Annotated in this window: 21 protein-coding genes; 11 read left to right on the top strand and 10 right to left on the bottom strand. The window is 71.8% G+C overall.

Annotation, left to right across the window (positions count from 1 at the left end):
• Positions 1-208 precede the first annotated feature (208 nt).
• Both N7L95_RS20885 and N7L95_RS20880 read left to right on the top strand, forming a co-directional pair.
• On the top strand, positions 209-1,915 hold the full coding sequence (locus N7L95_RS20885; protein WP_301257171.1) for a type I secretion system permease/ATPase: 1,707 nt from the start codon (positions 209-211) through the stop codon (positions 1,913-1,915).
• Complete coding sequence (locus N7L95_RS20880) at positions 1,912-3,300, top strand: HlyD family type I secretion periplasmic adaptor subunit (RefSeq protein ID WP_301257170.1); 1,389 nt, start codon at positions 1,912-1,914, stop codon at positions 3,298-3,300. Before N7L95_RS20885 ends, N7L95_RS20880 begins: the two co-directional genes overlap by 4 nt.
• Before the next feature lie 19 nt (positions 3,301-3,319).
• Here N7L95_RS20880 and N7L95_RS20875 read toward each other — a convergent pair whose 3' ends face one another.
• Complete coding sequence (locus tag N7L95_RS20875) at positions 3,320-3,895, bottom strand: GAF domain-containing protein (protein ID WP_301257169.1); 576 nt, start codon at positions 3,893-3,895, stop codon at positions 3,320-3,322.
• Positions 3,896-4,199: 304 nt separating this feature from the next.
• On the opposite strand from N7L95_RS20875, the gene N7L95_RS20870 reads away from it, so the two are divergent.
• The 3 genes from N7L95_RS20870 to N7L95_RS20860 are packed head-to-tail and all read left to right on the top strand — an operon-like array spanning position 4,200 to position 6,484.
• The gene (locus N7L95_RS20870) at positions 4,200-4,442 is read left to right on the top strand and encodes a hypothetical protein (protein WP_301257168.1); all 243 of its coding nucleotides are present in this window, start codon (positions 4,200-4,202) and stop codon (positions 4,440-4,442) included.
• Positions 4,443-4,458: 16 nt separating this feature from the next.
• Positions 4,459-5,118, top strand: a complete 660-nt coding sequence (locus tag N7L95_RS20865) for a response regulator (RefSeq protein WP_301257167.1) — start codon at positions 4,459-4,461, stop codon at positions 5,116-5,118.
• Positions 5,119-5,125: 7 nt separating this feature from the next.
• Positions 5,126-6,484, top strand: a complete 1,359-nt coding sequence (locus N7L95_RS20860; RefSeq protein ID WP_301257166.1) for a sensor histidine kinase — start codon at positions 5,126-5,128, stop codon at positions 6,482-6,484.
• Between the two features lie 189 nt (positions 6,485-6,673).
• Here N7L95_RS20860 and N7L95_RS20855 read toward each other — a convergent pair whose 3' ends face one another.
• A complete protein-coding gene (locus N7L95_RS20855; protein WP_301257165.1) occupies positions 6,674-7,645 on the bottom strand; it encodes an NAD-dependent epimerase/dehydratase family protein in 972 nt (323 codons plus the stop codon).
• A gap of 108 nt (positions 7,646-7,753) precedes the next feature.
• On the opposite strand from N7L95_RS20855, the gene N7L95_RS20850 reads away from it, so the two are divergent.
• Complete coding sequence (locus N7L95_RS20850; RefSeq protein ID WP_301257164.1) at positions 7,754-8,719, top strand: LysR family transcriptional regulator; 966 nt, start codon at positions 7,754-7,756, stop codon at positions 8,717-8,719.
• A gap of 73 nt (positions 8,720-8,792) precedes the next feature.
• Here N7L95_RS20850 and N7L95_RS20845 read toward each other — a convergent pair whose 3' ends face one another.
• From N7L95_RS20845 to N7L95_RS20820, 6 genes are all read right to left on the bottom strand, one after another.
• The gene (locus N7L95_RS20845; protein WP_301257163.1) at positions 8,793-10,775 is read right to left on the bottom strand and encodes a hypothetical protein; all 1,983 of its coding nucleotides are present in this window, start codon (positions 10,773-10,775) and stop codon (positions 8,793-8,795) included.
• The gene (locus N7L95_RS20840; protein WP_301257162.1) at positions 10,772-12,601 is read right to left on the bottom strand and encodes an ATP-binding response regulator; all 1,830 of its coding nucleotides are present in this window, start codon (positions 12,599-12,601) and stop codon (positions 10,772-10,774) included. Before N7L95_RS20840 ends, N7L95_RS20845 begins: the two co-directional genes overlap by 4 nt.
• A gap of 4 nt (positions 12,602-12,605) precedes the next feature.
• Complete coding sequence (locus tag N7L95_RS20835) at positions 12,606-14,144, bottom strand: B12-binding domain-containing radical SAM protein (RefSeq protein ID WP_301257161.1); 1,539 nt, start codon at positions 14,142-14,144, stop codon at positions 12,606-12,608.
• A 31-nt stretch (positions 14,145-14,175) separates the two neighbouring features.
• A complete protein-coding gene (locus tag N7L95_RS20830) occupies positions 14,176-14,913 on the bottom strand; it encodes a response regulator (RefSeq protein ID WP_301257160.1) in 738 nt (245 codons plus the stop codon).
• 128 nt (positions 14,914-15,041) lie between these two features.
• The gene (locus tag N7L95_RS20825) at positions 15,042-15,497 is read right to left on the bottom strand and encodes a MaoC family dehydratase (RefSeq protein WP_301257159.1); all 456 of its coding nucleotides are present in this window, start codon (positions 15,495-15,497) and stop codon (positions 15,042-15,044) included.
• 19 nt (positions 15,498-15,516) lie between these two features.
• Entirely contained in the window at positions 15,517-16,143 is a 627-nt protein-coding gene (locus tag N7L95_RS20820) for a nucleotide-binding protein (RefSeq protein WP_301257158.1), read from the bottom strand.
• A gap of 148 nt (positions 16,144-16,291) precedes the next feature.
• Here N7L95_RS20820 and kefF point away from each other — a divergent pair, with 148 nt between their 5' ends.
• Together kefF and kefC are read left to right on the top strand one after the other, a co-directional pair.
• The gene (kefF, locus tag N7L95_RS20815; protein WP_301257157.1) at positions 16,292-16,897 is read left to right on the top strand and encodes a glutathione-regulated potassium-efflux system oxidoreductase KefF; all 606 of its coding nucleotides are present in this window, start codon (positions 16,292-16,294) and stop codon (positions 16,895-16,897) included.
• A gap of 143 nt (positions 16,898-17,040) precedes the next feature.
• A complete protein-coding gene (gene kefC / locus N7L95_RS20810) occupies positions 17,041-18,855 on the top strand; it encodes a glutathione-regulated potassium-efflux system protein KefC (protein ID WP_301257156.1) in 1,815 nt (604 codons plus the stop codon).
• 15 nt (positions 18,856-18,870) lie between these two features.
• Here the strand turns inward: kefC and N7L95_RS20805 are convergent, their stop codons facing one another.
• The gene (locus tag N7L95_RS20805) at positions 18,871-19,635 is read right to left on the bottom strand and encodes a sulfite exporter TauE/SafE family protein (RefSeq protein WP_435870034.1); all 765 of its coding nucleotides are present in this window, start codon (positions 19,633-19,635) and stop codon (positions 18,871-18,873) included.
• Between the two features lie 66 nt (positions 19,636-19,701).
• Here N7L95_RS20805 and N7L95_RS20800 point away from each other — a divergent pair, with 66 nt between their 5' ends.
• From N7L95_RS20800 to N7L95_RS20790, 3 genes are all read left to right on the top strand, one after another.
• On the top strand, positions 19,702-20,334 hold the full coding sequence (locus N7L95_RS20800) for a trimeric intracellular cation channel family protein (protein ID WP_301257155.1): 633 nt from the start codon (positions 19,702-19,704) through the stop codon (positions 20,332-20,334).
• Positions 20,335-20,453: 119 nt separating this feature from the next.
• Entirely contained in the window at positions 20,454-20,744 is a 291-nt protein-coding gene (locus N7L95_RS20795; protein WP_301257154.1) for a hypothetical protein, read from the top strand.
• 551 nt (positions 20,745-21,295) lie between these two features.
• Positions 21,296-21,727, top strand: a complete 432-nt coding sequence (locus tag N7L95_RS20790) for a DUF1841 family protein (RefSeq protein WP_301257153.1) — start codon at positions 21,296-21,298, stop codon at positions 21,725-21,727.
• 208 nt (positions 21,728-21,935) lie between these two features.
• Here the strand turns inward: N7L95_RS20790 and N7L95_RS20785 are convergent, their stop codons facing one another.
• On the bottom strand, positions 21,936-22,604 hold the full coding sequence (locus N7L95_RS20785; protein ID WP_301257152.1) for a c-type cytochrome: 669 nt from the start codon (positions 22,602-22,604) through the stop codon (positions 21,936-21,938).
• Between the last annotated feature and the right edge of the window lie 88 nt (positions 22,605-22,692).

Here is a 22,692-nt window from a genome sequence, read left to right as displayed (position 1 = left end):
AGGCAGCGCCTGGTCGCCTCGGCTGGCGTTGCGCCCTCCTCATCCGCTCGGGCTGCAGGATTCCGCAGTCCCGGCACGGCCCTCCGTCCCCTAGGATGCCTCCTCCGCCCGCGCCCGTCGAGGAGCGGGCCTGGCGGGCCCGCTGCGCCAGCGCGGCATCCCACCGGTCGCGCCCCGGCGCCGCCCATCACCTTGACGGGGGTTCGACATGAGATGGTTGCTCGCACCCGGCCTGCGCCCGTACATCGCGCTGGCCGCTGCCGCCTCGCTGCTGCTGAACCTGGCGCTGCTGATGCCGTCGATCTACATGCTGCAGGTGTTCGACCGGGTGTTCAGCAGCCGCAGCCTGGAGACGCTGTTCATGCTGAGCGTGCTGACGGCGCTGGCGCTGGGGCTGGGCTACTGCATGGACCGTGCGCGCAGCCTGCTGCTGTCGCGCGCCGGGCGGCTGGTGGACGAGACGCTGGCCCCGCACGCCCTGCAGGCGGCGCTGCAGGAGAACGCCACCGCCCGCCACCGCACCGACCGCTCGGCGCTGCAGGACATCACCCGGCTGCGCGGCTTCCTGGGCAGCCCCGCGGTGCAGGCGCTGTTCGACGCCCCGTGGCTGCCCCTCTACCTGCTGCTGATCTTCGCGCTGCACCCGGCGCTCGGCTGGGCCGCGCTGGGCGCGGCGCTGCTGCTGTTCGGCCTGGGCCTGTACACCGAGCGCCACACCCGCAGCGAGACCGAGCAGGTGCTGCTGCGCGGGCGCAGCGCCGCGCTGCACATCGAGGCGCTGCACCGCAATGCCGAGGTGCTGGTGGGCATGGGCATGCTGCAGCGCGCCGTGGCCGCCTGGAGCGCCCGCCACCGCGAGGCGCTGCTTGCGCAGGAGCGGCTGGGTGAGGCCAGTGCGGCGTTGTCGGCCTGCGGGCGGCTGCTGCGCCAGGCGGTGCAGGTGGGCATGCTGGGCCTGGGCGCCTGGCTCGTCATCGCCGGGCATGCCTCGCCCGGCATCATGATCGCCGCCACCGTGCTGGTGGCGCGCGCCCTGCAGCCGGTGGAGCACCTCATTGCCGGCTGGAAGTCGCTCATCGAGGTGCGGGCCGCCTGGGCGCGGCTGCAGCAGCAGAGCCTGGAGCTGCCGCAGCCCGATGCGCTGCGGCTGCCGCCGGCGCGCGGCGGGCTCAGCCTGGAGCAGGTCAGCTACGGCGTCGACCCGCAGCGCCCGCCGCTCATCAAGCGCGTGAGCTTTGCGCTGGCTGCCGGCGAGTGCCTGGGGCTGATCGGCCCGAGCGCTGCCGGCAAGACCACCCTGCTGCGGCTGATGCTGGGGCTGCGCAGCCCGCAGGCCGGCAGCGTGCGGCTCGACGGCGTGGAGCTGGCGCACTGGCCGCGCGAGCAGCTGGTGGGCGCCATCGGCTACCTGCCGCAGGACGTCGAGCTGTTTGCCGGCAGCGTCGCGCACAACATCGCCCAGCTCGGCCCGGTGGACAGCGAGCGGGTGGTGGCCGCCGCCCAGCTGGCCGGCGTGCACGAGATGATCCTGCGCCTGCCCCAGGCCTACGAGACCGAGCTCGGCGAGGCCGGCTGCGCGCTGTCGGGCGGGCAGCGCCAGCGCATCGCCCTGGCGCGCGCCGTCTACGGCAGCCCCCAGCTGGTGGTGCTCGACGAGCCCAATGCCAACCTCGACAGCGAGGGCGAGGACGCGCTGGCGCGCGCCATCGAGCAGCTCAAGCAGGGCGGCTGCACCGTCGTGCTGGTCTCGCACCGGCCCTCGCTGATGCGCCAGGCCGACAAGCTGGCCGTGCTGCGCGAGGGCCAGCTGGAGCTGTTCGGCCCGCGCGAGCAGGTGCTGGCCCGCCTGAGCAGCCCCAGCGTGCACCCCTTGCGCCGCCCCGAGGCGGGCAGCGCCGCGGGAGCACAGGCATGAACGGCGCCGCCAACTCCGCCTTCCCCTCCAGCTTCGGCAGCGAGGCCGGCCTCGTGGCGTCGCGCCACGGCGGCCCCGTCACGCTGGCGCGGCTGCTGGCCGAGGCGCAGCCCGCCGCCGAGCACCGCCACGCGCTGGCCCGGCTGCGCCGCAAGGTGGTGCTGCCGCTAGCAGTGGTGGGGCTGCTGGTGGGCGGCTGGTGCGCCTGGGCGCCGCTCAGCGGTGCGGTGGTCGCCAACGGCCAGGTGCAGACCGAGCTGGGCCGCAAGATCGTGCAGCACCAGGAAGGCGGCATCGTGCAGGCGCTGCATGTGCGCCCCGGCCAGCGCGTCAGCAAGGGCCAGCCGCTGCTGGTGGTGGGCGACCTGCGCAGCGACGCCGCCTTCGACATCCTCAGCAAGCAGCGTGACGCCGAGCGCGTGCGTGCCGAGCGGGCCCGTGCCGAGCTCGCGCTGGCCGCCACGGTGAGCTGGCCGGCCGATGCGGCGCCCGAGACCCTGGCGCGCGAGCGCCAGCTGTTTGCTGCGCGGCGCGAGGCGCTGGATCACCAGCTGCAGTCGCTGCAGGCGCAGCAGGGCGACGCGCGGGCGCGCATCGCCGCACTGGAGGCCCAGCTCAAGGCCGCTGGCGAGGCCGCCCGGTTGGCGCGCGAGGAGCTGGCCATCAACCTGCCGCTGGCCGAGAGCGGCTTCATCCAGAAGACCCGGCTGATCGCCATGCAGCGCTACGTGGCCGACCTGGAAGGCCGCACCGAGGCCGCCCGCAGCGACCTGGCCGAGGCGCGCGGGCAGCTCGGGCGGCTTGGCCAGATGGCCGCCGAGCTGCGCGGCGCCTACCAGCAGCGCGCCGCCGACGAGCTGAAGGAGGCGGTGGCCCGCCAGCGCGAGCTCGACGACCGGCTGCGCCCGACGCAGGACCAGGTGGAGCGCCAGACCGTGCGCGCGCCGGTGGACGGCAGCGTGATGGCGCTGCGGGTGAGCGCGCCGGGCACCGCGGTGGGCCCGCGCGAGCCGCTGCTGGAGATCGTGCCGGCGCGCGAGCACCTGATCGTGGAGCTGCGCATCGAGCCGCACGACATCGAGCAGGTGCATGCCGGCGATGCCGCCGAGGTGCGGCTGTCGGCCTTCGACTTCCGCAGCACGCCGCTGCTGGCGGCCCGCGTGCTGGCGGTGGCGCCCGACGCGCAGCAGGACCCGCAGACCCGGCAGTCGTGGTACAGCGCCCAGGTGGAGGTGGCGGCCGAGGAACTGGCCCGCCATCCCCAGCTGCGCCTGCAGGCCGGCATGCCCGCCGAGGTCTTCATCACCACCCCGCCGCGCAGCCTGCTGCAGTACCTGGCCCAGCCGCTGGGCCTGTTCGCCCGCCGCGCGCTGCGCGAGCCGTGAGCGCGGCGGCTGTCGCGGCTCAGCGCTGCAGGGGCTGCAGCGTCCACTCGGCGGCGCCGGGCCGTTCGGGCTCGCGGGCCGCCAGCTCCAGCTTGCGCGCCACCAGCTGCGCACAATGGCGCAGCTGGGTCAGCTCGCGCTGCTGCAGGGCGGGATTGGGGCTGCTGCTGAAACAGCACAAGGTGCCGTAGACCGTGCCGTCCTTCAGCACGATGGGCGTGCTCAGGTGCGCGCCGATGCGCATCGGCGGCTGCGGCAGGCCGTCGACCGGTGGCAGGGCCGCCATGTCGGGGATGGCTTGCGGCAGCCGGCCTTCGACCACGAACTTGCAGAACGACTGCTCCAGCGGATCGGAGTCACCCACCTGGACCGGCGAAGCGGCCCGGCCGGCGTCGACGAAGCGAAACACCCGCCGGCCGTCGACAAACTGGGAGACGAACACCACGTCCATCGACAGACGCTCGCGCAGCAGGGACAGCACCTCGGCGACGGAGCCGTCGACCAGCGCATCGCTCGCGTCGGCCGTGGCCACGAGCAGGTCGGAGATGATCACCGACAGGTCATCGGACGAGAATTCGGAACGGTGCAGGGTCATGCCGGCCAGGTCCTCATCATTGCGAAGCCGGGGCGGCGGCCCGCAGGGCCGCAGCGTCAGGCGGTACCGCCGCGCGGCGCGGCGCGCCGTGGCGGCCCGGGCCGCTGTACAGCCACCCGGCTGACCCGGCAGGTTAGCAGCTTGCGCCCGCCCCTGCAGCCGGCGCGCGAGGCGCCCGCGCGCCGCCGGGCGGCCCGGCACGCAGGAATGGCGCTAATCTTCGCTTAAGCGAGCGGGCATAAGGTTGTCTCCAGGCCGGTCAGGGGACCGGCCACCTCACCGGAACGACGAAAGAGAGTTGCTCATGACCACCACCCTGCGCACCCTGCTGCTGGCCGCCGGCCTGGCCACCGCCGCCACCGTGTCGATGGCCGCACCTGCGGCTTCCAAGGCCCCGGCCGACGCCGCCAGCGCAACACCCACCACCAATGCCGACACCGCCTCCACCCCGGCGTCCGGCAAGCATGTGAAGAAGCACAGCGGCAAGACGCACAACAAGAAGGGCCACGCCCCTGCCGAAGCGGCCAAGGCGGCTTCGGGCTCCTGAGGCCCGTCCCGCGGCAATGCGCATCCTGCTGGTCGAGGACGACACGATGATCGGCCCGGCCGTGCGTGTCGGCCTGGCCCGCCGCGGCCTCACAGTCGATTGGGTGCGCGATGGCGCGGCCGGCCTGGCGGCCGCGCGCGCCGAGCCCTATGCCGCGATGCTGCTCGACCTGGGCCTGCCACGGCGCGACGGCATGGCGGTGCTGCGCGAGCTGCGTGCCGTCGGCCAGGCCTTGCCGGTCGTCATCGTCACCGCGCGCGATGCGGTCGAGGACCGCATCCAGGGCCTGGACGCCGGCGCCGACGACTATGTGCTCAAGCCTTTCGACGTCGACGAGCTGGCGGCCCGCCTGCGGGCCGTCATCCGCCGCCACGAGGGCCGGGCCGAGCCCCTGATGCAGGCCGGCGGCCTGTGCCTGAACCCCTCCACCCGCGAAGTGACGGTGGACGGCCGCCCACTGCAGCTGTCGGCCCGCGAATACGCGCTGCTGGAGCTGCTGTTGCGCCGCCCGGGCATGCCGCTGTCCCGCGCGCAGATCGAAGCGCGCCTGCTCGGCTGGGGCGAGGAGGTCTGCAGCAATGCGGTGGAGGTGCAGGTGCACAACCTGCGCCGCAAGGTCGGCGAAGGCCGCATCCAGAACATCCGGGGCGTCGGCTATTTCATTCCCAAGGACTGAACGCCGCATGCCGGCGCGCTCCATCGAACGCCAGCTGCGCTGGCGCCTGCTGTTCGGCAGCCTGGCGGTGAGCGGCGTGCTGTCGGTGACGGTCGCGCTGCTGGTGGCGCGCGAGGTCAGCGGCATGCTGGACTACCAGCTGGAACAGGTGGCCCGGGTGCTGGCCGACCGCGACTTCGGCCCGCCCAGCCAGGCGGCCGCGCCGCTGCCGGAAGACCCGGCCATGCACCTCGACGTGCAGGTGTGGAACCGGGACGGCCGGCTGCTGTACCGCTCCAGCCCGGCGCTGGACCTGCCGCTGGAAACGCCGCTGGGCTTCTCCGAGGCGCGCAGCGGCAGCGAGGACGACGCGGTGGAGCTGCGCCTCTTCACGCTTCGCACCGGCCGGCGCACCGTGCAGGTGGGCCACCCGCTGGAGCTCAGGCACGAGCTGGCAAGCGACGCCGGCATCAAGCTGCTGGGCCCCGCGCTGGCCGCCATGGCCGCCCTCTCGCTGCTGGTGGTGCTGACCGTGCGCCGTGCGCTGGCGCCCCTGCGGCGCTTGCGCCAGGAGCTGTCGCAGCGCGATGCGCAGGCGCTGTCGGCCATCGTGCTGCCGGACGCGCCGGCCGAGCTGCAGCTGCCGCTGCAAACCCTCAACGACCTGCTGTCCCGGCTGGAGGCCAGCTTTGCCGGCTACCGCCATTTCGCCGCAGACGCGGCCCATGAGCTGCGCACGCCGCTGGCGGCGGTGCGGCTGCAGGCCGACAACCTGGCCGGCGCCCGGACCGAGGCCGAGCGCCGACACGCGGCCGCCGAACTGCGTGGTGGCATCGACCGGGTGCAGCGCCTGGTGCAGCAGCTGCTGGAACTGGCCCGCCTGGAAGCCCGCCGTCCGGCGGCAGGGCGCACCCGGGTGGACCTGGCCGGACTGGCTCGCGACTGCCTGGTGGCCCGCGCGGTCGAGGCCTCCGCCCGCGCGATGGAGCTGTCGCTGGAAGCGGCCGGCCCGGCCGAGGTGCACGGCGATGCCGCCGCCTTGCGGATGCTGCTCGACAACCTGCTCGGCAACGCGATCAAGTACGGCCCGCCCGGCAGCCTGGTGGAGGTGGTGGTGCGGCAGGCCGACCACCGGGTGCAGCTGCTGGTGCGTGACCGTGGCCGCGGCATTCCGGCCGAGGCCCGCCAGCGCGTGCTGGAGCGCTTCTATCGTCATGAGCCGGGCGACCTGCCGGGCAGCGGCCTGGGGCTGGCCATCGTGGCCGAGGTGGCGCACAGCCATGCGGCCCGCCTGGCACTGCAGGACCGGGCCGACGGACCGGGGCTGCAGGTGGAGGTGCTGTTCCCCGCGGCAGCGGCGGCCGACCGGGGCGGCACGGCCGGCTGAAGGCCCACCGGCCCGAAGGCACTGACCAAACCGTCTCTGTCAATGAAGACCAGGCCCTGACTGGCATCGTCACTGCCAGGGACGCCGACAACGACGCCCTCGTCCGGACGGTGGTCACCCCTGCCTGCTGCGGCCCACCCCGCGAGCGGGCCGGGTGGCCCCGCGAGCGGCGGCGACATGGACCGTGCGTCAGGCCGGCGCCGTGCCGCGCTGGGGTACCTGCGCCCGCACGGAGGCGAGCGTCTGGCGCACGCCCTCGGCATACGGTGTCTTGGGCAGCGGCCCCAGCAACGCCTGCAGCGCGCGGTCGTCGAGGATCACCGGGTCGGTCACCAGGTAGTGCATCTCGACCATCTCGCGCAGGAAGGGGTTGAACAGCCCGGCCAACCGCAGCAGCGTCTTGCCCGCCACCTTCCGCTTCAGCGGCCGCCCCTGCTGCCGCTCGATCTCCTGCAGCAGCGCCAGCTGGCTGGTGGCGCCGGCCCCCGCCAGGTGCCACCAGCGGCCCCAGGCACCGGGCGCCGCTGCCAGGCGGGTCACCACCGGCCCCACGTCGGGCACGTAGACGAACTCGTGGGGCACCTCCAGCGGGCCGACGAGCCGGGCGGTGCCACCGTGCACCGCGGCCTGGAAGGCCGAGTGCAGGAAGCTCTTGTCCACGCCCGGCCCATAGAAGTCGGGCAGGCGCAGCACGCAGCTGCGGATGTCGCCCCGGGCATGAGCCGCAAGCACCCGCTCTTCCTGGGCCAGCCGCATGCGGCCCTTGAAGGTGTGCGGCTCGCGCGGGTGGTCCTCGCGCACCGGCCGGCTGCGCGGGCGGCCGTAGGGGTAGACGGTGCCGATCAGCAGGAACTGCTTCACGCAGGCCGCGACGGCGCCGTCCAGCGCCTGCTGCACCAGCCGTGGATGCAAGTCGAAGCGCCAGTAGTCCACCCCCACCATGTAGACGACGGTCTCCATGCCCTGGGCCGCCTGCCGCACCGATGCCGGGTCTTCCGGGTTCCAGGTGACGATCTCGGCTTGTGGATCGTCGCCGAAGGCGGCCTGCAGCGCCTCGCGCGAGCGGCCCACCACGCGGTAGGCGCGGCCTTCGGCACGCAGGGCGGCGGCAATGCTGCGGCCGATGGCGCCGGCGGCACCGAACAGGGCGATGGTGGACATGGCGGGCAGTCTCCTGGATGACAGTGAAGCGCTTGGACGATGTCGTCATCCTCGGGCCGGCTACTTCATTCGTCCAACGGATAGTTCATATATGACATCATCCGCCGCATGAATTTGCGGACCATCGACCTCAACCTTCTGGTGATCCTCGACGCGCTGCTGGAGGAGGCGCATGTGACGCGGGCCGCCCATCGGCTGGCGCTGTCGCAGCCGGCCACCAGCAGTGCCCTGGAGCGTTGCCGGCAGCTGTTCGACGATCCCCTGCTGCAGCGGCTCGGCGGCCGCATGCGGCTGACCGCCCGGGCCGAGGCACTGCGCGGGCCGCTGAAGGACGCGCTGGCCGGCCTGAAGGCCGCCCTCGAGGCGCCGGCCGGCCTGGCGCCGGTGTCGCGCAGCGTGCGCATTGCGATGGCCGACGTGCCGGCGGCGCTCGTGCTCGCCGGCCTGCACCGGCGGCTGCAGCGCGACATGCCCGGCCTGCAGCCGGTGCTGCTGCCCTGGATGGGCGCCGACGATGCCTTGCGCCGCTTGGGCCAGGGCCACGTCGACCTGGCGGTGTCCTCACTCCCGTCGCTGGGTGGCGAGTTCCGCCGGCTGGAGTTGTTGCGCGAGCGCTATGTGGTGGCCATGCGGCACGGCCATCCCGCGGCGCGCAGCTTCGACCTGGACCGCTGGCTGGCTCATCCGCATGTCCTCGTGTCCAGCCGTGGCGAGACCTTCGGCGCGCTGGACGACGCGCTGGTGCGCCATGGCCGCAGCCGCCGCGTCGGCATGGTGGTCGCGAGCTTCCTGGTGGTGCCGCCGCTGCTGGAAGGCAGCGACCTCATCGCGATGCTGCCGCGCCACTGCCTGCCCGCCCCGGCCGCCGCGACGCTCGCGGTGTTCGAGCCGCCAATCCCGGTGGAGGACTTCGGCGTGCATGCCGCCTGGCATGCACGCAGCGACGCCGATGCGGCGGTGCAGTGCGTGGTGCAGGCCCTGCGGGCGGAACTCGAGGCGCTGGTGCACGAGGAGGCGGACGCTGCGATGCCGCGGCCGGCCCCGCGCCGTACGGGCCGGCCCCGCAGGAACTGACACACCGCCGCCGCGGCGCGCACCCGCATGTGGCCAGCGTCGCCCGGTGCCGCTCAGCGCCGCGCGGCGTCGCTCAGGTCGGCCAGTCCAGCAGGGCGTGCAGCCGCTCGCGCATCTGCGCGACGGTGGGCTCGTGCTCGAAATACGCGGTGTGGAACACCGGCGAGGCGTCGATGGCCTCCGGCAGGCCACCCAGGGCCGAGTGCTTGGGCACGATGCCGTCGCCATCGGCCTCGAAGCCGGCCCAGTCCTCGATGACCCGGCGCCACAGGCGGTCCTGGCGCGGGCGGTCGTCCCCCGGACCCCATTCGGAACCCCAGGCCCACAGGCCTTCCGGCATGCCCTGGCCACGCGCCATGCGGGCCACGCCGGCCGGCTCGACGTCGCGGAAGCCGGGCGGGATGTCGTAGGCCAGTGCGCGCTCCAGCATCAGCAGGTCCACCATGCGCTGCTTGTCCAGCACGCCCGAGGCCGCCTCGCGGAACCAGCCGACCGCGCCAGCCACCCCGCTCCAGCGGCGGCCGATGCTGCGGAACACGCCGGTGCCCTGGTGCGGGCTGCCGGCTGTCATGCCATAGAAGCGCCATTGCGGCCAGCGCTGGCGCAGCCGCGGCAGTGCGAAGCGCGCCACGTTGCCGCCGCGCGAGTGCGCCAGCAGCACCACCGTCCCACGGGCCTGTGCGCCGATGACCTGGCGCTCCAGCAGGTCCACCAGCTGGTTGAGGTTGCGGTGGATGCGCACGAAGGTGTCGTGCTCGAAGCGCCAGACGCACAACTCGTTGAACAGGCTCATGCCGCGCCAGGGCCGGCCCACCGGCGGCACCTCCTCCAGCCACGCCTCGAAGCCGGCCCGCACCGAGCTCAGGCCGCCGTGCAGCAGCACCACATGGCGTTCGCCCTGGGCGCGCACGCTCGGCCGGTGGCACAGCGCCGGCATCGAGGCCGGTGCCAGCCAGGCGCCACGCCGCTCGATCTGGCGCAGCGCCTCGGCGGCCGGCTGCGGCCGGCCCAGGGCCTCGGCCCAGTACGCCTCGTCGTCCTGCAGCCGGCGCACGAAGGTCGGGTCGCGGTCGGCCACCGTGCGCTTCACGCCCATCCAGCGCAGGACCCGCTCGGCCTGCCGCTTGACCCAGCCCACCGTGTTGTCCTGCAGCTCCAGCGTCACCACCGGCACGGCCACCAGCAGCCCCACGCCGGGCCGCAGCGTGCGGCGGATCAGCGGTGCCTCGGCGGCGCGCGGCTCGAGCAGCCAGGCCACCTCGCCGCGGCGGATCGACAGCAGGTCTTCCGAGAAGCCGACGCCGTCACCGCGGAAGCTGCAGCACTGCCAGGGCAGCCGCTCGGACGTCGCCTCGGCGTCGGCATCGAGGTCGGCCTGTGCTTCCTCGGCCTCGCCCGGGTCGCGCGGCGTCAGGCCGCCCCAGTACAGCCGCGTTTCCACCTCCAGCTGCACCACCACGCGCCGGTGGCGCCAGGCAGGCGGAATGCGCTCCGACAGCTCGCGCACGAGATCGGCCGCCGTGTCGGCCAGGGGCACCCGCATGTTGAGCGGCGTGTCCTGCCGGCGCACGATCGGCGCCATCCACCACACCGCCGGCTGCCACACCCGCAGCCGGCGCAAGGCCGGGTCGTGGGCCAGGGTGCGGCAGTCGAATTCGTGGTCCCAGGTGTCACGGTGGTCGGTGTTGGGCAGGCCGTTGAGGTCCGCGCTGAGCCGGCTTTCCTGCTGCAGCAGGCTCTCGATGCCGGCCACGAAGGGCGCCAGCTCGGGCGAGTACCAGGCTTCGCGCAACGCCTCGAAGCGGGCCAGCACCTGGGCCGCGGTCAGGTGGCTCTCGATGGTGTCGATCAAGGGCTGGCGCCGCCGCTTGGGGAGGGGCGGCGGCGTCTCGCCACCGCCCTCGGCGGCCTGGAGCACCGCAGCCTGGGCCACCCGCGCGGCAGACGGAGGCACCGCTGCCATGCCGTTGCGGGCGTCGGGGGCGGCCAGTGCGGTGTCCTGCTCATCGTCGAGCAGCAGCTCCAGCCGCACAGCGGCAGCGCTCGACCGGCTCATTTGCTGCGCACGCCCAGCTTGAAGGCGATCATGGCGCGCAGCTTGTTCGGCACCACGGGCTTGATCAGCAGGTGGAAGTTGTGCTTGCCGGCCTCCGCCTCGAGGCCGGCAGTGCTGCTGCCGGTGACCATGATGGCCGGGAGGTCGGCACCGAAGTGCTCGCGCAACGCCAGCAGCGCGTCGATGCCGGTGCTGGTCTGGTCGATGCGGTAGTCCACGATCACCAGGTCCGGGTCCTGGCCCTGCTGGCGGGCCTGCTCGGCCCAGTGGCGGCATTCGCTGACCGAGTCGAACGCCGCGACGGTGGCGCCCCAGCCCTTGAGCAGCACCTCCAGGCCATCGCGCACGGCCGGCTCGTCCTCGACCACCACCACCAGCCGGCGGTCCAGCGTCAGGCCGAGCGGCGGCTTGCTGGCCGCCGACTCGGCCGCTCGCACCGCCTTGCCCAGCGGCACCTCGAGCGTGAAGACGGTGCCATGGCCCGGGCGTGAACGCAGCAGCAGCGGCGCGTTCATCAGGCTGGCCAGCCGGCGCACGATGGCCAGGCCCAGCCCCAGGCCCTTGCGCTGGTTGGCCGGCAGCGGCTGGTCGGGATGCACCTGGTAGAACTCCTCGAACACCCGTGCCTGCTCGGCCTCGCGGATGCCGATGCCGGAGTCCCACACCTGCAGCAGCAGGCGGTCGCCGCGCAGGCGGCAGGACACCAGCACGCCGCCATCCTCGGTGTAGCGGATGGCATTGGAGATCAGGTTGCGCAGGATGCGGTCGACCAGCACCGGGTCGGCATAGGCAAAGTGCTGCTCGCCGCGGAACTTGAGGTCCAGGCCTTTTTCGAAGGCGGTCGGCTCATAGTGCAGGCGCAGCCGGGCGAACAGGTCGCGCAGGCTGAAGTTCTGCGGACGCGACTCGACGGCGCCGGTGTCGATCTTGGTGATGTCGAGCAGCTCGCTGAACAGGCCTTCGAGCGCATCCACCGAGCTGTTGATGCTGTTGACCAGCTGGATCACTTCCTCGTCGCGGCTCTTGTTGCGCAAGGCTTCGGCGAACAGCCCCACCGCATGCAGCGGTTGGCGCAGGTCATGGCTGGCGGCGGCGAAGAACTGGGTCTTGGCGCGGTTGGCCACCTCGGCCGCCCGGCGCGCCTCGTCGGCCGCGGCCTTCTCCAGGCGCAGCTGTTCCAGCAGTTGCTCGGTGCGGGTCTTGAGCTCGATCACCCGGTCCATCGCCTGGCGGTAGTTGCGGCCCAGCACCGCCGTCATGCCCATCACCAGCAGCAACACGCCGCTGAGCTCCAGGCTGTAGAGGTTGGCTTCCTTCGCGATGGCCAGCACGGTGGGCACGAAACACAGCCCGATGAACACCATGAAGACGGTGCGCTGCTCGGCCAGCACCGGTACCGAGGCGACACAGAAGCTGTAGATCGTCAGGATCAGCCCGATCTGCTGGATGTTGCCGCCCGACCCATAGAGCAGCCAGGCGGCCGTGCCCCAGGTCGCGCCCGAGGCATAGACACCGACCACCCAGCGGCGCCGCCAGAGGCGGAAGTCGGTGTCCGGGCGGGTCTGGATGGCCGAGAAGCGCCGGGCGATCAGGAAGCGGTACAGCCATTGCGCGATGAAGCAGCCGGCCCACAGGGCCAGCGTGGTGCGCTCGGCGGTCTCGAGGTGGAGGATCACCACCACGATGGCGCCGATCAGGTTGCCGCCCAGGCTGGACGCCGAGTAGGCGTAGAGGTTGCGGACATGGTCAGGCCAGTCGCCGCCGCGGTCCACCGGCGGCGGCGCCAGGCTCTCCGCGGTCGCGGGCAGGGTCTTGGATGGAGTCATGGCATCAGACGGCGACCTTCATCGCATGCAGGTTGTCGGTGCGCACCCGCTGCTGCCGCGCAGGCAGCCAGGCATCGAGCACGCGCCCATCCTCGTCGGTGACGGGGGTGGGGCTGCAGATGTCCAGGCGCTGGGCCTCGGAGCTGAAATCATCGGCCGCGAACGGCACCCGCTCCGGCGGCAGAGGGTCGGTGCCGGCAGTGTAGGTGCGCCCCGGCGCGGGACGCACACCGGCGCTCAACATGTCGCCCACGTCGAGCGCGGCCGCCGTCCACGACCCGCGTCGCAGCAGGCGCGGCAGGTCGTCGGCCAGCTTGGCCAGGCGGTTCGACGGCGCATGCACCTGCCCCAGCGTGTCGCGGTAGGCGTCGATGAAGTCAGGCAGGCTGCTCTTTTGCGGCCGCAGCACCAGGGTGTAGGAGCTGAAGTCGTAGAGGTTGGCATGCGGCAGGAACAGCGGCCGCGGGTCCGACACCATGCGCTGGAACAGCGGCGTGCCGGGAAACGGCGTCTCGAAGGACAGGAAGCTCGGCACATGCAGCCCGCTGGCCTTCAGCCGCGCGGGCAAGGAGCGGATGTAGGCCGGGTCGTCGTGCACCGCGCTGACCATCAGGCCGGCAATCGGCAGGATGCCTTCGTCGCGCGTCTGCGCGATGGCCTGCTCGATCTTGCCGATGTTGTTCTGCGGCTTGCACATGTCGGCCAGCGCCGCCGGGTTGAAGGTCTCCAGGCCGACGAAGACCGAGCGGCAGCCGCAGTCGTACATCAGCTTGAGCAGCTCGCGGTTGGCGATCACGTTGAAGGTCAGGCAGGCGCCCCACAGCACGTCCAGCTTCTTCAAGGCGTGGCACAGCTCGCGGAACCACTTGAGGTTGCCCGCCAGGTTGTTGTCATAGAGCACCAGCATGCGCTGCTTCCAGCCGGTGATGCCGGCCAGGCGCAGCGCCTCGCGGCCGGCCACGATGTCGCGCACCACCGACGCCACCTGGCGCGGCCGGTGGCCCTGGCCGCGCTCGGTCAGCACACAGAAGTCGCAGGTGTAGGGGCAGCCACGGCTGGCCTCCACCGCGAGCGGAAAGAGCTGCTTGTGCGCCACCGGGCCGATCCGCGGCACCGGGGCGTCGTCGGGCGAGCCGTCCAGCGAACGGTACAGCGGCTGCAGCTGGCGTCGGCGGGCGTCGTTGACGATGCGCGGCACCGTGCGTTCCGGGTCACCCACCGCCACCGCGTCGAAGTAGGGCCGGCACAGCTGCGGATAGTCGCTCGCCATGCCGCCGCCCAGCACGGTCAGCGCGCCGCGGCGGCGGAAATAGTGAGAGATCTGGCGGGCGCGGTCGAAGTCGGCGTGCAGGCAGGACAGGAAGACCAGGTCGTAGGTCTTGCTCCAGTCCGGGTCTTCCCAGGTGTCGTTGATGATGTCGACATCACACCAGTCGGGCAGCAGCGCGGCGATCAGCGGGCCGATCTGCGGCTGCATCGCTCCCCGGTGATGCGCCCCGCGGCGGTGGTAATCGGTGAAGACGGCAATGATCGCGACGCGCATGGCCGGGCTCCCATCTCGATGAGGCGAGCGGTCAGTGCGGGGTGGGCGAACGCCAGGTGGAGAAGCTGCCGTATTGCTGCGTGATCTGGCTGACCGCCAGCACGGCCTGCGTCCGCGAGTTGACGCCCAGCGCGCGCAGCACCGCGGCCACATGGTCCTTGACAGTCTCGACCGAAAGGTTCAGCTCGCGGGCGATCAGCTTGTTGGGCTTGCCTTGCAGCAGCAGGGCCAGCACATCGGTCTGGCGCGGCGTCAGCCCGAGCGACGCGAGCGAGGGCTGGGTCTGGTAGTTGGCCTGGGCCGCCACGCCGCCGACCGAGGCCCGTGCCTGGCCCGGGACGCCGGGGGCGGCAGCCTCCAGGCCGCTGTCCATGCCCATGCTCATCGGCGGCACGTAGACGCTGCCGGCCATGACCAGGCGCAGCGCTTCACAGAGGGTGTCGTTGGAGGCGCGCTTCGGCACGAAGCCCATGGCGCCCATGTCGATGGCCCGGATCACGTCGCTGGTGCGGTCGGAGGCGGAGATCACGACCACCGGCAGCGCCGGGTAGGTCTGGCGCAGGTCGGCCAGCAGGTCGAAGCCGTTGGCATCGCCCAGCGCCAGGTCCAGCAGGACCAGGTCGTAGTCGCCCTGCTTCTGCGCCAGGGCCTCGCGCGCAGCGCGTGCGGTGGCGACGCCGGTGACCACGACATCGTCGCCGATGCCCTGGATCACGCTTTGCAGGGCGGACAGGATCAAAGGATGGTCATCGACCAGCAGCACTCGCATTTCTCGCCCCTTTACACCACAGGCCGTCAGTCCCGCCGTCGTGGTGGGACGGCCAAGATGCTAGCCGAGCACGCAGGGCCGACACACCCCTAATAAGGGGGAGGCGCGGCGCGCCACAATGCGTCCGTTTAGGGGTAGCGACGGGTGATGGACTCGGCCACGCAGACCGGCTTGGCGGAACCCTCGCGCTCCACGCTGACCTCGATCGTCAGCTGCGCGCCGCCGTTGTCGACGCCCTCGTAGCCCAGCAGGCGGAAGTGCGCCCTCAGCCGGCTGCCCACCGGCACCGGCGCCGGGAAGCGCACCTTGTTGAGGCCGTAGTTGACCCCCAGCCCGCTGCGGCGGATCTCGAAGCCGGTGGCGAAGAAGGCCGGCAGCAGGCTCAGTGTCAGGAAGCCATGCGCCACCGTGGTGCCAAAGGGGCCGCTGCGGGCCCGCTCGGGATCGACATGGATCCACTGGTGGTCGCCAGTGGCCTCGGCAAAACGGTCGATGCGCGACTGGTCGATGGTGATCCAGTCGCTGGTGCCGATCGACTGGCCGACCCGGGCCTCCAGGTCCTGCAGATGTTCAAAGATGGTCATGGCGTACGGCGGGGGTGTGCTAATGGGGGTCTTCTTCGAGCCAGCGGCAGATCGGCTGCCACTGCGCCAGGTCGCGCTCGACCCGGCTGGGCGCCACGTCCCATAGCGTGAGGCCGTGCGCGGCGAGCTGGATGTAGTGCTGGGTGTCGCGCAGCTGGCCCACCACCGGCTCGGCCAGCGTGGCGACATAGGCCTTCAGCTGGTCGGCCGCGATGGTGCCCTCGCGCACCCGCATGCCGACCAGGCCCACCTGCACGCGCGCGGAACGACGGTGGGCGCGAACCAGGGCCAGGAAGTCGGCCGTGGCATAGATGTCGAACAGGCTGGGCTGCAGCGGCACCAGGATGCGGTCGGCCAGCCGCATCACCGCCTCCAGCCGTTTGCCGTGCAGGCCGGCCGGCGTGTCGAGCACCACATGGGTGGTGCCCTTGGGTGGCTTGAGCCGGTCTTCGCGCTCGATGTCCCAGCCGGTGATGGCCGCCGCCTGCGGTGGACGCAAGGACAGCCAGGTGCGGGCCGACTGCTGCCGGTCCACGTCGCCCAGCATCACCCGATGGCCTTGCGCCGCCAGGTAGCCGGCCAGGTTGGTGGACAAGGTCGACTTGCCAACGCCCCCCTTGGGGTTGGCCACCACGATCACCGGCATCACGCCCTCCACGGCTGCTCGAGGCCACACGGGTCGTCCGGCCGGCCGCACGCGGCGGGCTGCCAGGACGGGTTCTAATGGTAGCGGCGGATCGCATCCCGCCAGCATCGACACAAACCGTTCCCGAGACCGTCACCTGCGCGACACCATGGCCTCCATCCAGATCCTCGCCGCCCATCCCCAGCTCCAGCATTCCCGGGTCACCCGTGCCCTGATGAACAGCGCGCACGCCCTGCCGCCCGGCCTGGTCGAGGTGCGCGACCTCTATGCGCTGTACCCTGACTACCTGATCGACATCGCCGCCGAACAGGCGGCATTGGAAGAGGCGCGGCTGGTGGTCTGGCTGCACCCGGTGCAGTGGTATGGCATGCCGGCGCTGATGAAGCTGTGGGTCGACGAGGTGCTGACCTACGACTGGGCCTATGGCGGCAGCGCCACCCGGCTGCGTGGCAAGGACCTGTGGCTGGTGGCCTCCACCGGCGGCCCGCAGGAGAGCTACCACCCGGGTGGCTACAACCGCTATTTCTTCGACGCCTTCCTGCCGCCTTACGAACAGACCGCGGCGCTGTGCGGCATGCGCTTCCTGCCGCCCCTGCTGCTGCACGGTGCCCACCGCGTGACGCCCGAGCAGCTGCAGGCCCATGTCACCGTGTTCACCGACCGCCTGCGCAGCCATCCCGACTGGCCGGAGCTGGACGAGCTGGAGCAATGCCCGCAGTGCCTGGTTCCCGCGTCGGCCCGGCCGGCGGCGTGAGGGCCGGCACCCGCCCGGCCGCCGTCCGGGCCGGCCGCACGGCGCGCGCTGCACTCCGTGCGTCCTGCCGCACCGGCCCGGCTGCCCGCCGCCTCTGACATCATTCGCCCCTGCCTCCCCAACCGCGCCTCGCCTTCCCCCCGATGGAACACACCTCCTGGCTGAGCAACTCGCTGATCTACCTGGCTGCGGCCGTCATCGCCGTGCCGCTGGCGCGTGCGCTGGGGCTGAGCGCCATCATCGGCTACCTGGCTGCTGGCATCGCCATCGGTCCCTGGGGCCTGAAGCTGGTCACCGACGCGCAGCAGATCCTGCACTTCGCCGAGTTCGGCGTGGTGCTGATGCTGTTCCTCATCGGCCTGGAGCTGGAGCCGCGCCGGCTGTGGGCCATGCGCCGGCCGATCTTCGGCTGGGGCAGCGCGCAGATGCTCGGCTGCACCGGCCTCCTCCTCGGCGCCGCGCTGCTGGCCGGCGTGCCGTGGAAGCTCGCGCTGGCCGCCTCGCTCGGGCTGGCGATGTCGTCCACCGCCATCGCGCTGGGCGCGCTGGACGAGCGCAACCTGATGTCGACCCGCTCCGGGCAGTCGGTGCTGTCCATCGCGCTGCTGCAGGACATTGCCGCCATTCCCATCCTGGCCCTGGTGCCGCTGCTGGGCAGCGGCGCGCTCTCGCATGCGGACGCGCCGGCCGGCTGGGGCGCGCTGAAGGCGGCCGGCATGGTGGCCGCCATCGTGCTGGGCGGGCGGCTGCTGTTGCGTCCGGCGTTGCGCTGGATCGCCAACAGCCGCACGCCGGAGGTCTTCACCGCCGCGGCGCTGCTGCTGGTGGTGGCGATTGCGGCGCTGATGCAGCTGGTGCAGCTGTCGATGGCGCTGGGCGCCTTCCTGGCCGGCGTGCTGCTCGCCGAAAACGAGTACCGCCGCCAGCTCGAGACCGATCTGGAGCCGTTCAAGGGCCTGCTGCTCGGGCTGTTCTTCATTGCGGTGGGCACCTCCATCGACTTCGGCGTGGTGATGCAGCAGCCGGTGCTGGTGGCGCTGCTGCTGGTGGGCTTCCTGGGGGCCAAGCTGCTGGTGATGTGGGGCATCGCACGCGCCATTCCGCTGCCACAGGGCGAGCGGCCGGTGTTCATCCTGCTGCTGGCGCAGGGTGGCGAATTCGGCTTCGTGGTGTTCCAGACGGCCAGCCAGGCGCAGCTGATGGATGCAGCGACCGCCTCGCTGCTGCTGGCGGCGGTGGCGCTGTCGATGCTGGTCACCCCGCTGCTGCTGGTCGCGGTGGACCGCTGGCTGCTGCCCCGGCTGGCCGCCGGCAAGGCGCCGCCGATGTCGGAGATCAACGAGCCGCAGGAAGCGCCGGTGATCATCGCCGGCTTCGGCCGCTACGGCCAGATCATTGGCCGCATGATGTACGCCAACGGCATCCCGGCCACCGTGCTGGAGCATGATGCCGAACAGGTGGAGACGGTGCGCCGCTTCGGCTGGCGAGTGTTCTACGGCGACGCCACCCGGCTCGACCTGCTGCGCATGGCGGGCGCCGCAAAAGCGCGGGTGCTGGTGCTGGCGATCGACGACATCGACCAGAGCCTGAAGGTGGCCGACCTGGCCCGCGAGCACTTCCCCCACCTCACCGTGGTGGCCCGCGCCCGCAACGTCACCCACTGGCACGAATTGCGCGAGCGCCAGGTGCAGCTGATCGAGCGCGAGACGCTCGACTCGGCCCTGATGAGCGGGCGCAGCGTGCTGGAAGCCATGGGCTGGCTGCCGCACCAGGCGCGCCAGCTGGCGATGCGCTTCCGGCGCCACACCGTGCAGCAGCTGGAGGAGCAGCGCCCGCACTACCGCGACCAGGCCAAGCTGGTCGCGCTGGCCAAGCTGGGCCGCCAGCAGCTGGAGGAGCTGTTCGCCCAGGAGCGGCAAGACCGTGAGCAGCGCCAGCGCGAAGGCTGGGGGCAGTAGCGGCCCGCCCCCGGCTCAGCGCAGGCTGTCCCAGAGCAGCTTCGCGCCGGTGAGGAACATGCCGAGGTAGATCCAGCGGTAGAACCATTCGGGCCGCACATGCCGCACCAGGCGCACGCCGGCCCACACACCCACCGGCGCGACCGGCAGCAGCACCAGCGCGGTGGCCATGTTGCGCAGGTCGATCAGGCCCAGCCAGGCATAGGCCGGCCACTTCGAGGCGTTGACGACCGCGAAGTAGACGGCCATGGTGGCCGAGAAGGTCACCGGCGGCAGCTTCAGCGGCAGCACGTAGGCGCTCACCGGCGGCCCGCCGGCATGCGCCACGAAGCTCGTGAAGCCGGAGGCCACGCTCAGCAGCCGGCCCAGCCAGTCGGGCGGCGGCGGTGCGTCGGCGCGCGGCGGAAAGAGCAGCCGTTGGGCCAGGAACAGCAAGGTCAGTGCGCCGACGATGCCCGCCACCGCCTGCGACGGCAGCACGCCGAACAGCAGCGTGCCGATCACCGTGCCGAGCAGGCCGGCGGGCAGCAGGCGGCGGATCAGCGCGCGGTCCCAGGCCTTGCGGTAGGCCAGCACGCCGAGCGCATCCATCACCGCCAGCAGCGGCAGCATCACGGCCGCCGCCTGGGGCACCGGCACGGCCAGGGCCATGATGGGCACCGCCAGCGAGCCGAAGCCGGCACCGAAACCGCTCTTGGACAGGCCCATCAGCAGCACCGCCGGCACCGCGGCGGCGTAGAAGGCTGGGTCGGTGATGAGGGCGGCGCTCCAGTCCATCATCGCTGGCGCACCTGGCTGGCCACTAAGATGTTCTGATGTGAATGAAAGGTCGGGAAGTCGAGGACCATGGAAGTGCTGCGCCTGGAAGGAATACGGCTGGTGATCGAGGTGGCGGCCACGCTCGCCTTTGCATTGTCGGGCCTGTTGGAGGCGGCGCGCCGGCGGCTCGACCCGGTCGGCGCCTGCGTGGTGGCCTTCCTGGCCGCCTTCGGCGGCGGCACCTTGCGCGACCTGCTGCTCGACCAGCGGCCCTTCTTCTGGGTGCGGCATCCCGAATACGTCTGGGCGGTGCTGGCGCTGGGCATCGTCGCGATGGCGGTGCTGCGCGCTCACCACCTGGCGTTGACCGAGCGCGCCATCCAGGTGCCCGATGCGCTCGGGCTCGGGCTCTTCGCCGCGGCCGGCGTCGACCTGGCGCTGGCGCTGGGCCATGTGCCGCTGATCGCGGTGCTGATGGGGGTGGTCACCGGGGTCTTCGGCGGTGTGCTGCGCGACATCGTCTGCAACGAGATCCCGACCGTCTTCAAGGACCACCGGCCCTATGCGGTGGTGGCCTTCGCCGGCGGCTGGCTGCACGTGGGCCTGCGGCAGTTGGGCCTGCCGGCCGAGCTGACCCTGGTGGCCACCGTCGTTGCCGTCGCCGGGGTGCGCGCAGTCGCAGTTGCGAGACAGTGGGAGCTACCTTCCTGGCGAGTGTAAGCACTCGCAAATAGTGCCTAGGCCAATGATCATGGGGCGTGGCTCGCTGGCTACCATGCCGGCGCTGTTCTGCTCCCTTGCCCAATCCCACATGCCGGCGAACGCCGGCCGGAGGCCCCATGACGGACAACGTACATCACCTGGAATGCTGGCACCTGAGGCAGCTGCGCAATGACCTGCAAGAGGTCCGCGACGAACTGCGCAGCCTGAAATACCGCCTCGTCTCTTTCGGCGACCAGACCATCGAGCTGCAGGCCGGCTTCCTGGTGTTGCACACCGATCTGGCCAGCCTGCGGAACGAGGTGGCGGGCACCCATACACGCATGGACATCATCGGGGACCGGCTGGAGCGGGTGGAACGCAGCCTCATGCCCGGGCCTTACGGGCGGCCGCCGCCGGGTGCCGCCTAGCGGGCCACCGAGCCAGGCCCGGCGCGCCGGTACCGTCGGCCACTGGCGGTGCCGGACGGGCGGGCGGCCCGGGGGGCCGTGTCCGGCAGGGGATGTTCACGACCCTGCGCCCGCGTGCCCGAGTCGCCACCAGGCGTCACACCCCACCCGCTTGCGCACCCACACCAGCACAGCGACACGCTGCCCCAGCCCCACCGACAGTCCGCCCGCAGCCGCCCAAGCGCCAGCCACCAGCGCCCTGCGCGATGCCTCAGCCCGGCGCGTTTTCCATGGCCGCTGTGGCCCTTGTCGGGCCGGGTCTGCGGCTGGCCCGGGCCAAGCCCCCGCCGCTCGGTGTCGCCTGGCCTGGGGTCCGGGCCGTCCGGCGCTCGGCCTGCACCTACTTGGCAGCCAACGCCCGGTGTCCCGACGCTCGGCGCGCCTTGCCCCAGCGTCAATTGCGCGTGCCGCCGAAACAGCCTGGCCGCGCAGCTGCCTTGCATGGGCCCTGCACATCGCAGCTCTGGCGGACCGGCTCGGCACGCACCCGGCGAAGGAGCGAAAATGCGGGCATGTTCGCTCCCTCCCAACATGAAGTCCGGCAGTTCTTCTGCGAGGCCTATCGCAAGCACCGCAGCGGCGAACCGCTGACGCCGCTGGAAGCCATCGCGTCCGACTGGATCGCCGAGCACCCCGAATACCATGCCGAGCTGAGCGACGTCGCCGCCGCGCAGGCCGCCAGCTACCAGGTCGAGGAGGGCCGCACCAACCCCTTCCTCCATCTGTCGATGCACCTGTCGATCAGCGAGCAGGTCGGTATCGACCAGCCGCGCGGCATCAAGCAGGCTTACGAGCTGCTGGCGCACCGGCTCGGCTCCGCCCACGAGGCCCACCACCAGGTGATGGAGTGCCTGGGCGAGATGATCTGGGCTTCGCAACGCAGCGGCCTGCCGCCTGACGGCGAAGCCTACATCGACTGCGTGCGCCGGCGCGCCACCCGCTGAGCCGGCCGCCCGCGGCCCGCCGCTTCGGCGCCTGGCCCAGCCAGAAACGGTCGCCGGCCCCTGTCGCAAGGCGGACACTGGCGGCCGCGCCCGCCCCTTAAAGTGCACGGTTGCGGCCGGACGATCGAGGACGCCGCCCGCCGTGGCCACAGCAGAAAAAAAGCCGCTGCATCGGCAGCGGCTTGTGGCTCGGCAGCGCAGCGGCGTTTCAGCGGAAACGGCTTTGCGGCACGACCTTGACGTCGCCCGGCATGGTGGCCAGGTAGTCGGACAGCGTGCGCAGTTCTTCGTTGGTGAACTGCTTGGCGATGCCGCCCATGATCGCGTTCGAACGGCCGATGTAGACGTTGTTCTCGACCTTGTACGACTTCAGTGCGACAAAGAGGTAGTCGGCATGCTGACCCGCCACCTTGGGATAGCTCGGATCGATCGGCTTGCGCAGGTCAGCGCCGTGGCAGGACACGCAATTGCCCTTCTTGAGCAGCGCATCGACCTCGGCGCTCGGTGCCTTGGCGGTGCCCTGGGCCGGACCGCCAGCTTCCTTGCCGAGCTGCTCGTAGTAGGCGGCCACGTCGGCCATGTCCTGCTCGGTCAGCGAATCGGCGATGCCCCGCATGGTGGGATGCTTGCGCTCGCCCTTCTTGTAGGCATTGAGCGAAGCGACGATGTAGCCGGCGCTCTGGCCGGCGATCATCGGCACCTTGTGCACTTCCGGGAAGCTGGACTGGTAGCCCGGGATGCTGTGGCAGCCGATGCACATGGCCACCTTCATGCCGCCGGCCTTGGCGTCGGGCGCCTTGGCCGTCTGCGCCGAAGCAGCGCCGGCGAAACCGGCCACAGCGGCCAGCACCATCATCGTGGAAAGCACTTTTTTCATGGGGGTTGCGCAGAGTTCGGGATTTCGAATCAACCCCGCATTATAGGCGGCCCCTCTTATACTGGCCGCGCCCCTCTAACCCGTTGAT

The organism is Eleftheria terrae, assembly GCF_030419005.1.
Taxonomy (GTDB): Bacteria; Pseudomonadota; Gammaproteobacteria; order Burkholderiales; family Burkholderiaceae_C; genus Caldimonas; species Caldimonas terrae.
The sequence above is the reverse complement of the archived record's forward strand: the minus strand, read 5'-3'. Positions and strand labels throughout refer to the sequence as shown.

Excerpts from the sequence above, each read along its gene's own strand:
- N7L95_RS20830 (WP_301257160.1), bottom strand. The coding sequence starts at position 14,913 with ATGCGAGTGCTGCTGGTCGATGACCATCCTTTGATCCTGTCCGCCCTG.
- N7L95_RS20835 (WP_301257161.1), bottom strand. The coding sequence starts at position 14,144 with ATGCGCGTCGCGATCATTGCCGTCTTCACCGATTACCACCGCCGCGGG.
- N7L95_RS20860 (WP_301257166.1), top strand. The coding sequence starts at position 5,126 with ATGCCGGCGCGCTCCATCGAACGCCAGCTGCGCTGGCGCCTGCTGTTC.
- kefC (WP_301257156.1), top strand. The coding sequence starts at position 17,041 with ATGGAACACACCTCCTGGCTGAGCAACTCGCTGATCTACCTGGCTGCG.
- kefF (WP_301257157.1), top strand. The coding sequence starts at position 16,292 with ATGGCCTCCATCCAGATCCTCGCCGCCCATCCCCAGCTCCAGCATTCC.
- N7L95_RS20855 (WP_301257165.1), bottom strand. The coding sequence starts at position 7,645 with ATGTCCACCATCGCCCTGTTCGGTGCCGCCGGCGCCATCGGCCGCAGC.
- N7L95_RS20865 (WP_301257167.1), top strand. The coding sequence starts at position 4,459 with ATGCGCATCCTGCTGGTCGAGGACGACACGATGATCGGCCCGGCCGTG.
- N7L95_RS20875 (WP_301257169.1), bottom strand. The coding sequence starts at position 3,895 with ATGACCCTGCACCGTTCCGAATTCTCGTCCGATGACCTGTCGGTGATC.
- N7L95_RS20845 (WP_301257163.1), bottom strand. The coding sequence starts at position 10,775 with ATGAGCCGGTCGAGCGCTGCCGCTGTGCGGCTGGAGCTGCTGCTCGAC.
- N7L95_RS20825 (WP_301257159.1), bottom strand. The coding sequence starts at position 15,497 with ATGACCATCTTTGAACATCTGCAGGACCTGGAGGCCCGGGTCGGCCAG.
- N7L95_RS20805 (WP_435870034.1), bottom strand. The coding sequence starts at position 19,635 with ATGATGGACTGGAGCGCCGCCCTCATCACCGACCCAGCCTTCTACGCC.
- N7L95_RS20885 (WP_301257171.1), top strand. The coding sequence starts at position 209 with ATGAGATGGTTGCTCGCACCCGGCCTGCGCCCGTACATCGCGCTGGCC.
- N7L95_RS20785 (WP_301257152.1), bottom strand. The coding sequence starts at position 22,604 with ATGAAAAAAGTGCTTTCCACGATGATGGTGCTGGCCGCTGTGGCCGGT.
- N7L95_RS20880 (WP_301257170.1), top strand. The coding sequence starts at position 1,912 with ATGAACGGCGCCGCCAACTCCGCCTTCCCCTCCAGCTTCGGCAGCGAG.
- N7L95_RS20840 (WP_301257162.1), bottom strand. The coding sequence starts at position 12,601 with ATGACTCCATCCAAGACCCTGCCCGCGACCGCGGAGAGCCTGGCGCCG.
- N7L95_RS20850 (WP_301257164.1), top strand. The coding sequence starts at position 7,754 with ATGAATTTGCGGACCATCGACCTCAACCTTCTGGTGATCCTCGACGCG.
- N7L95_RS20790 (WP_301257153.1), top strand. The coding sequence starts at position 21,296 with ATGTTCGCTCCCTCCCAACATGAAGTCCGGCAGTTCTTCTGCGAGGCC.
- N7L95_RS20795 (WP_301257154.1), top strand. The coding sequence starts at position 20,454 with ATGACGGACAACGTACATCACCTGGAATGCTGGCACCTGAGGCAGCTG.
- N7L95_RS20870 (WP_301257168.1), top strand. The coding sequence starts at position 4,200 with ATGACCACCACCCTGCGCACCCTGCTGCTGGCCGCCGGCCTGGCCACC.
- N7L95_RS20820 (WP_301257158.1), bottom strand. The coding sequence starts at position 16,143 with ATGCCGGTGATCGTGGTGGCCAACCCCAAGGGGGGCGTTGGCAAGTCG.
- N7L95_RS20800 (WP_301257155.1), top strand. The coding sequence starts at position 19,702 with ATGGAAGTGCTGCGCCTGGAAGGAATACGGCTGGTGATCGAGGTGGCG.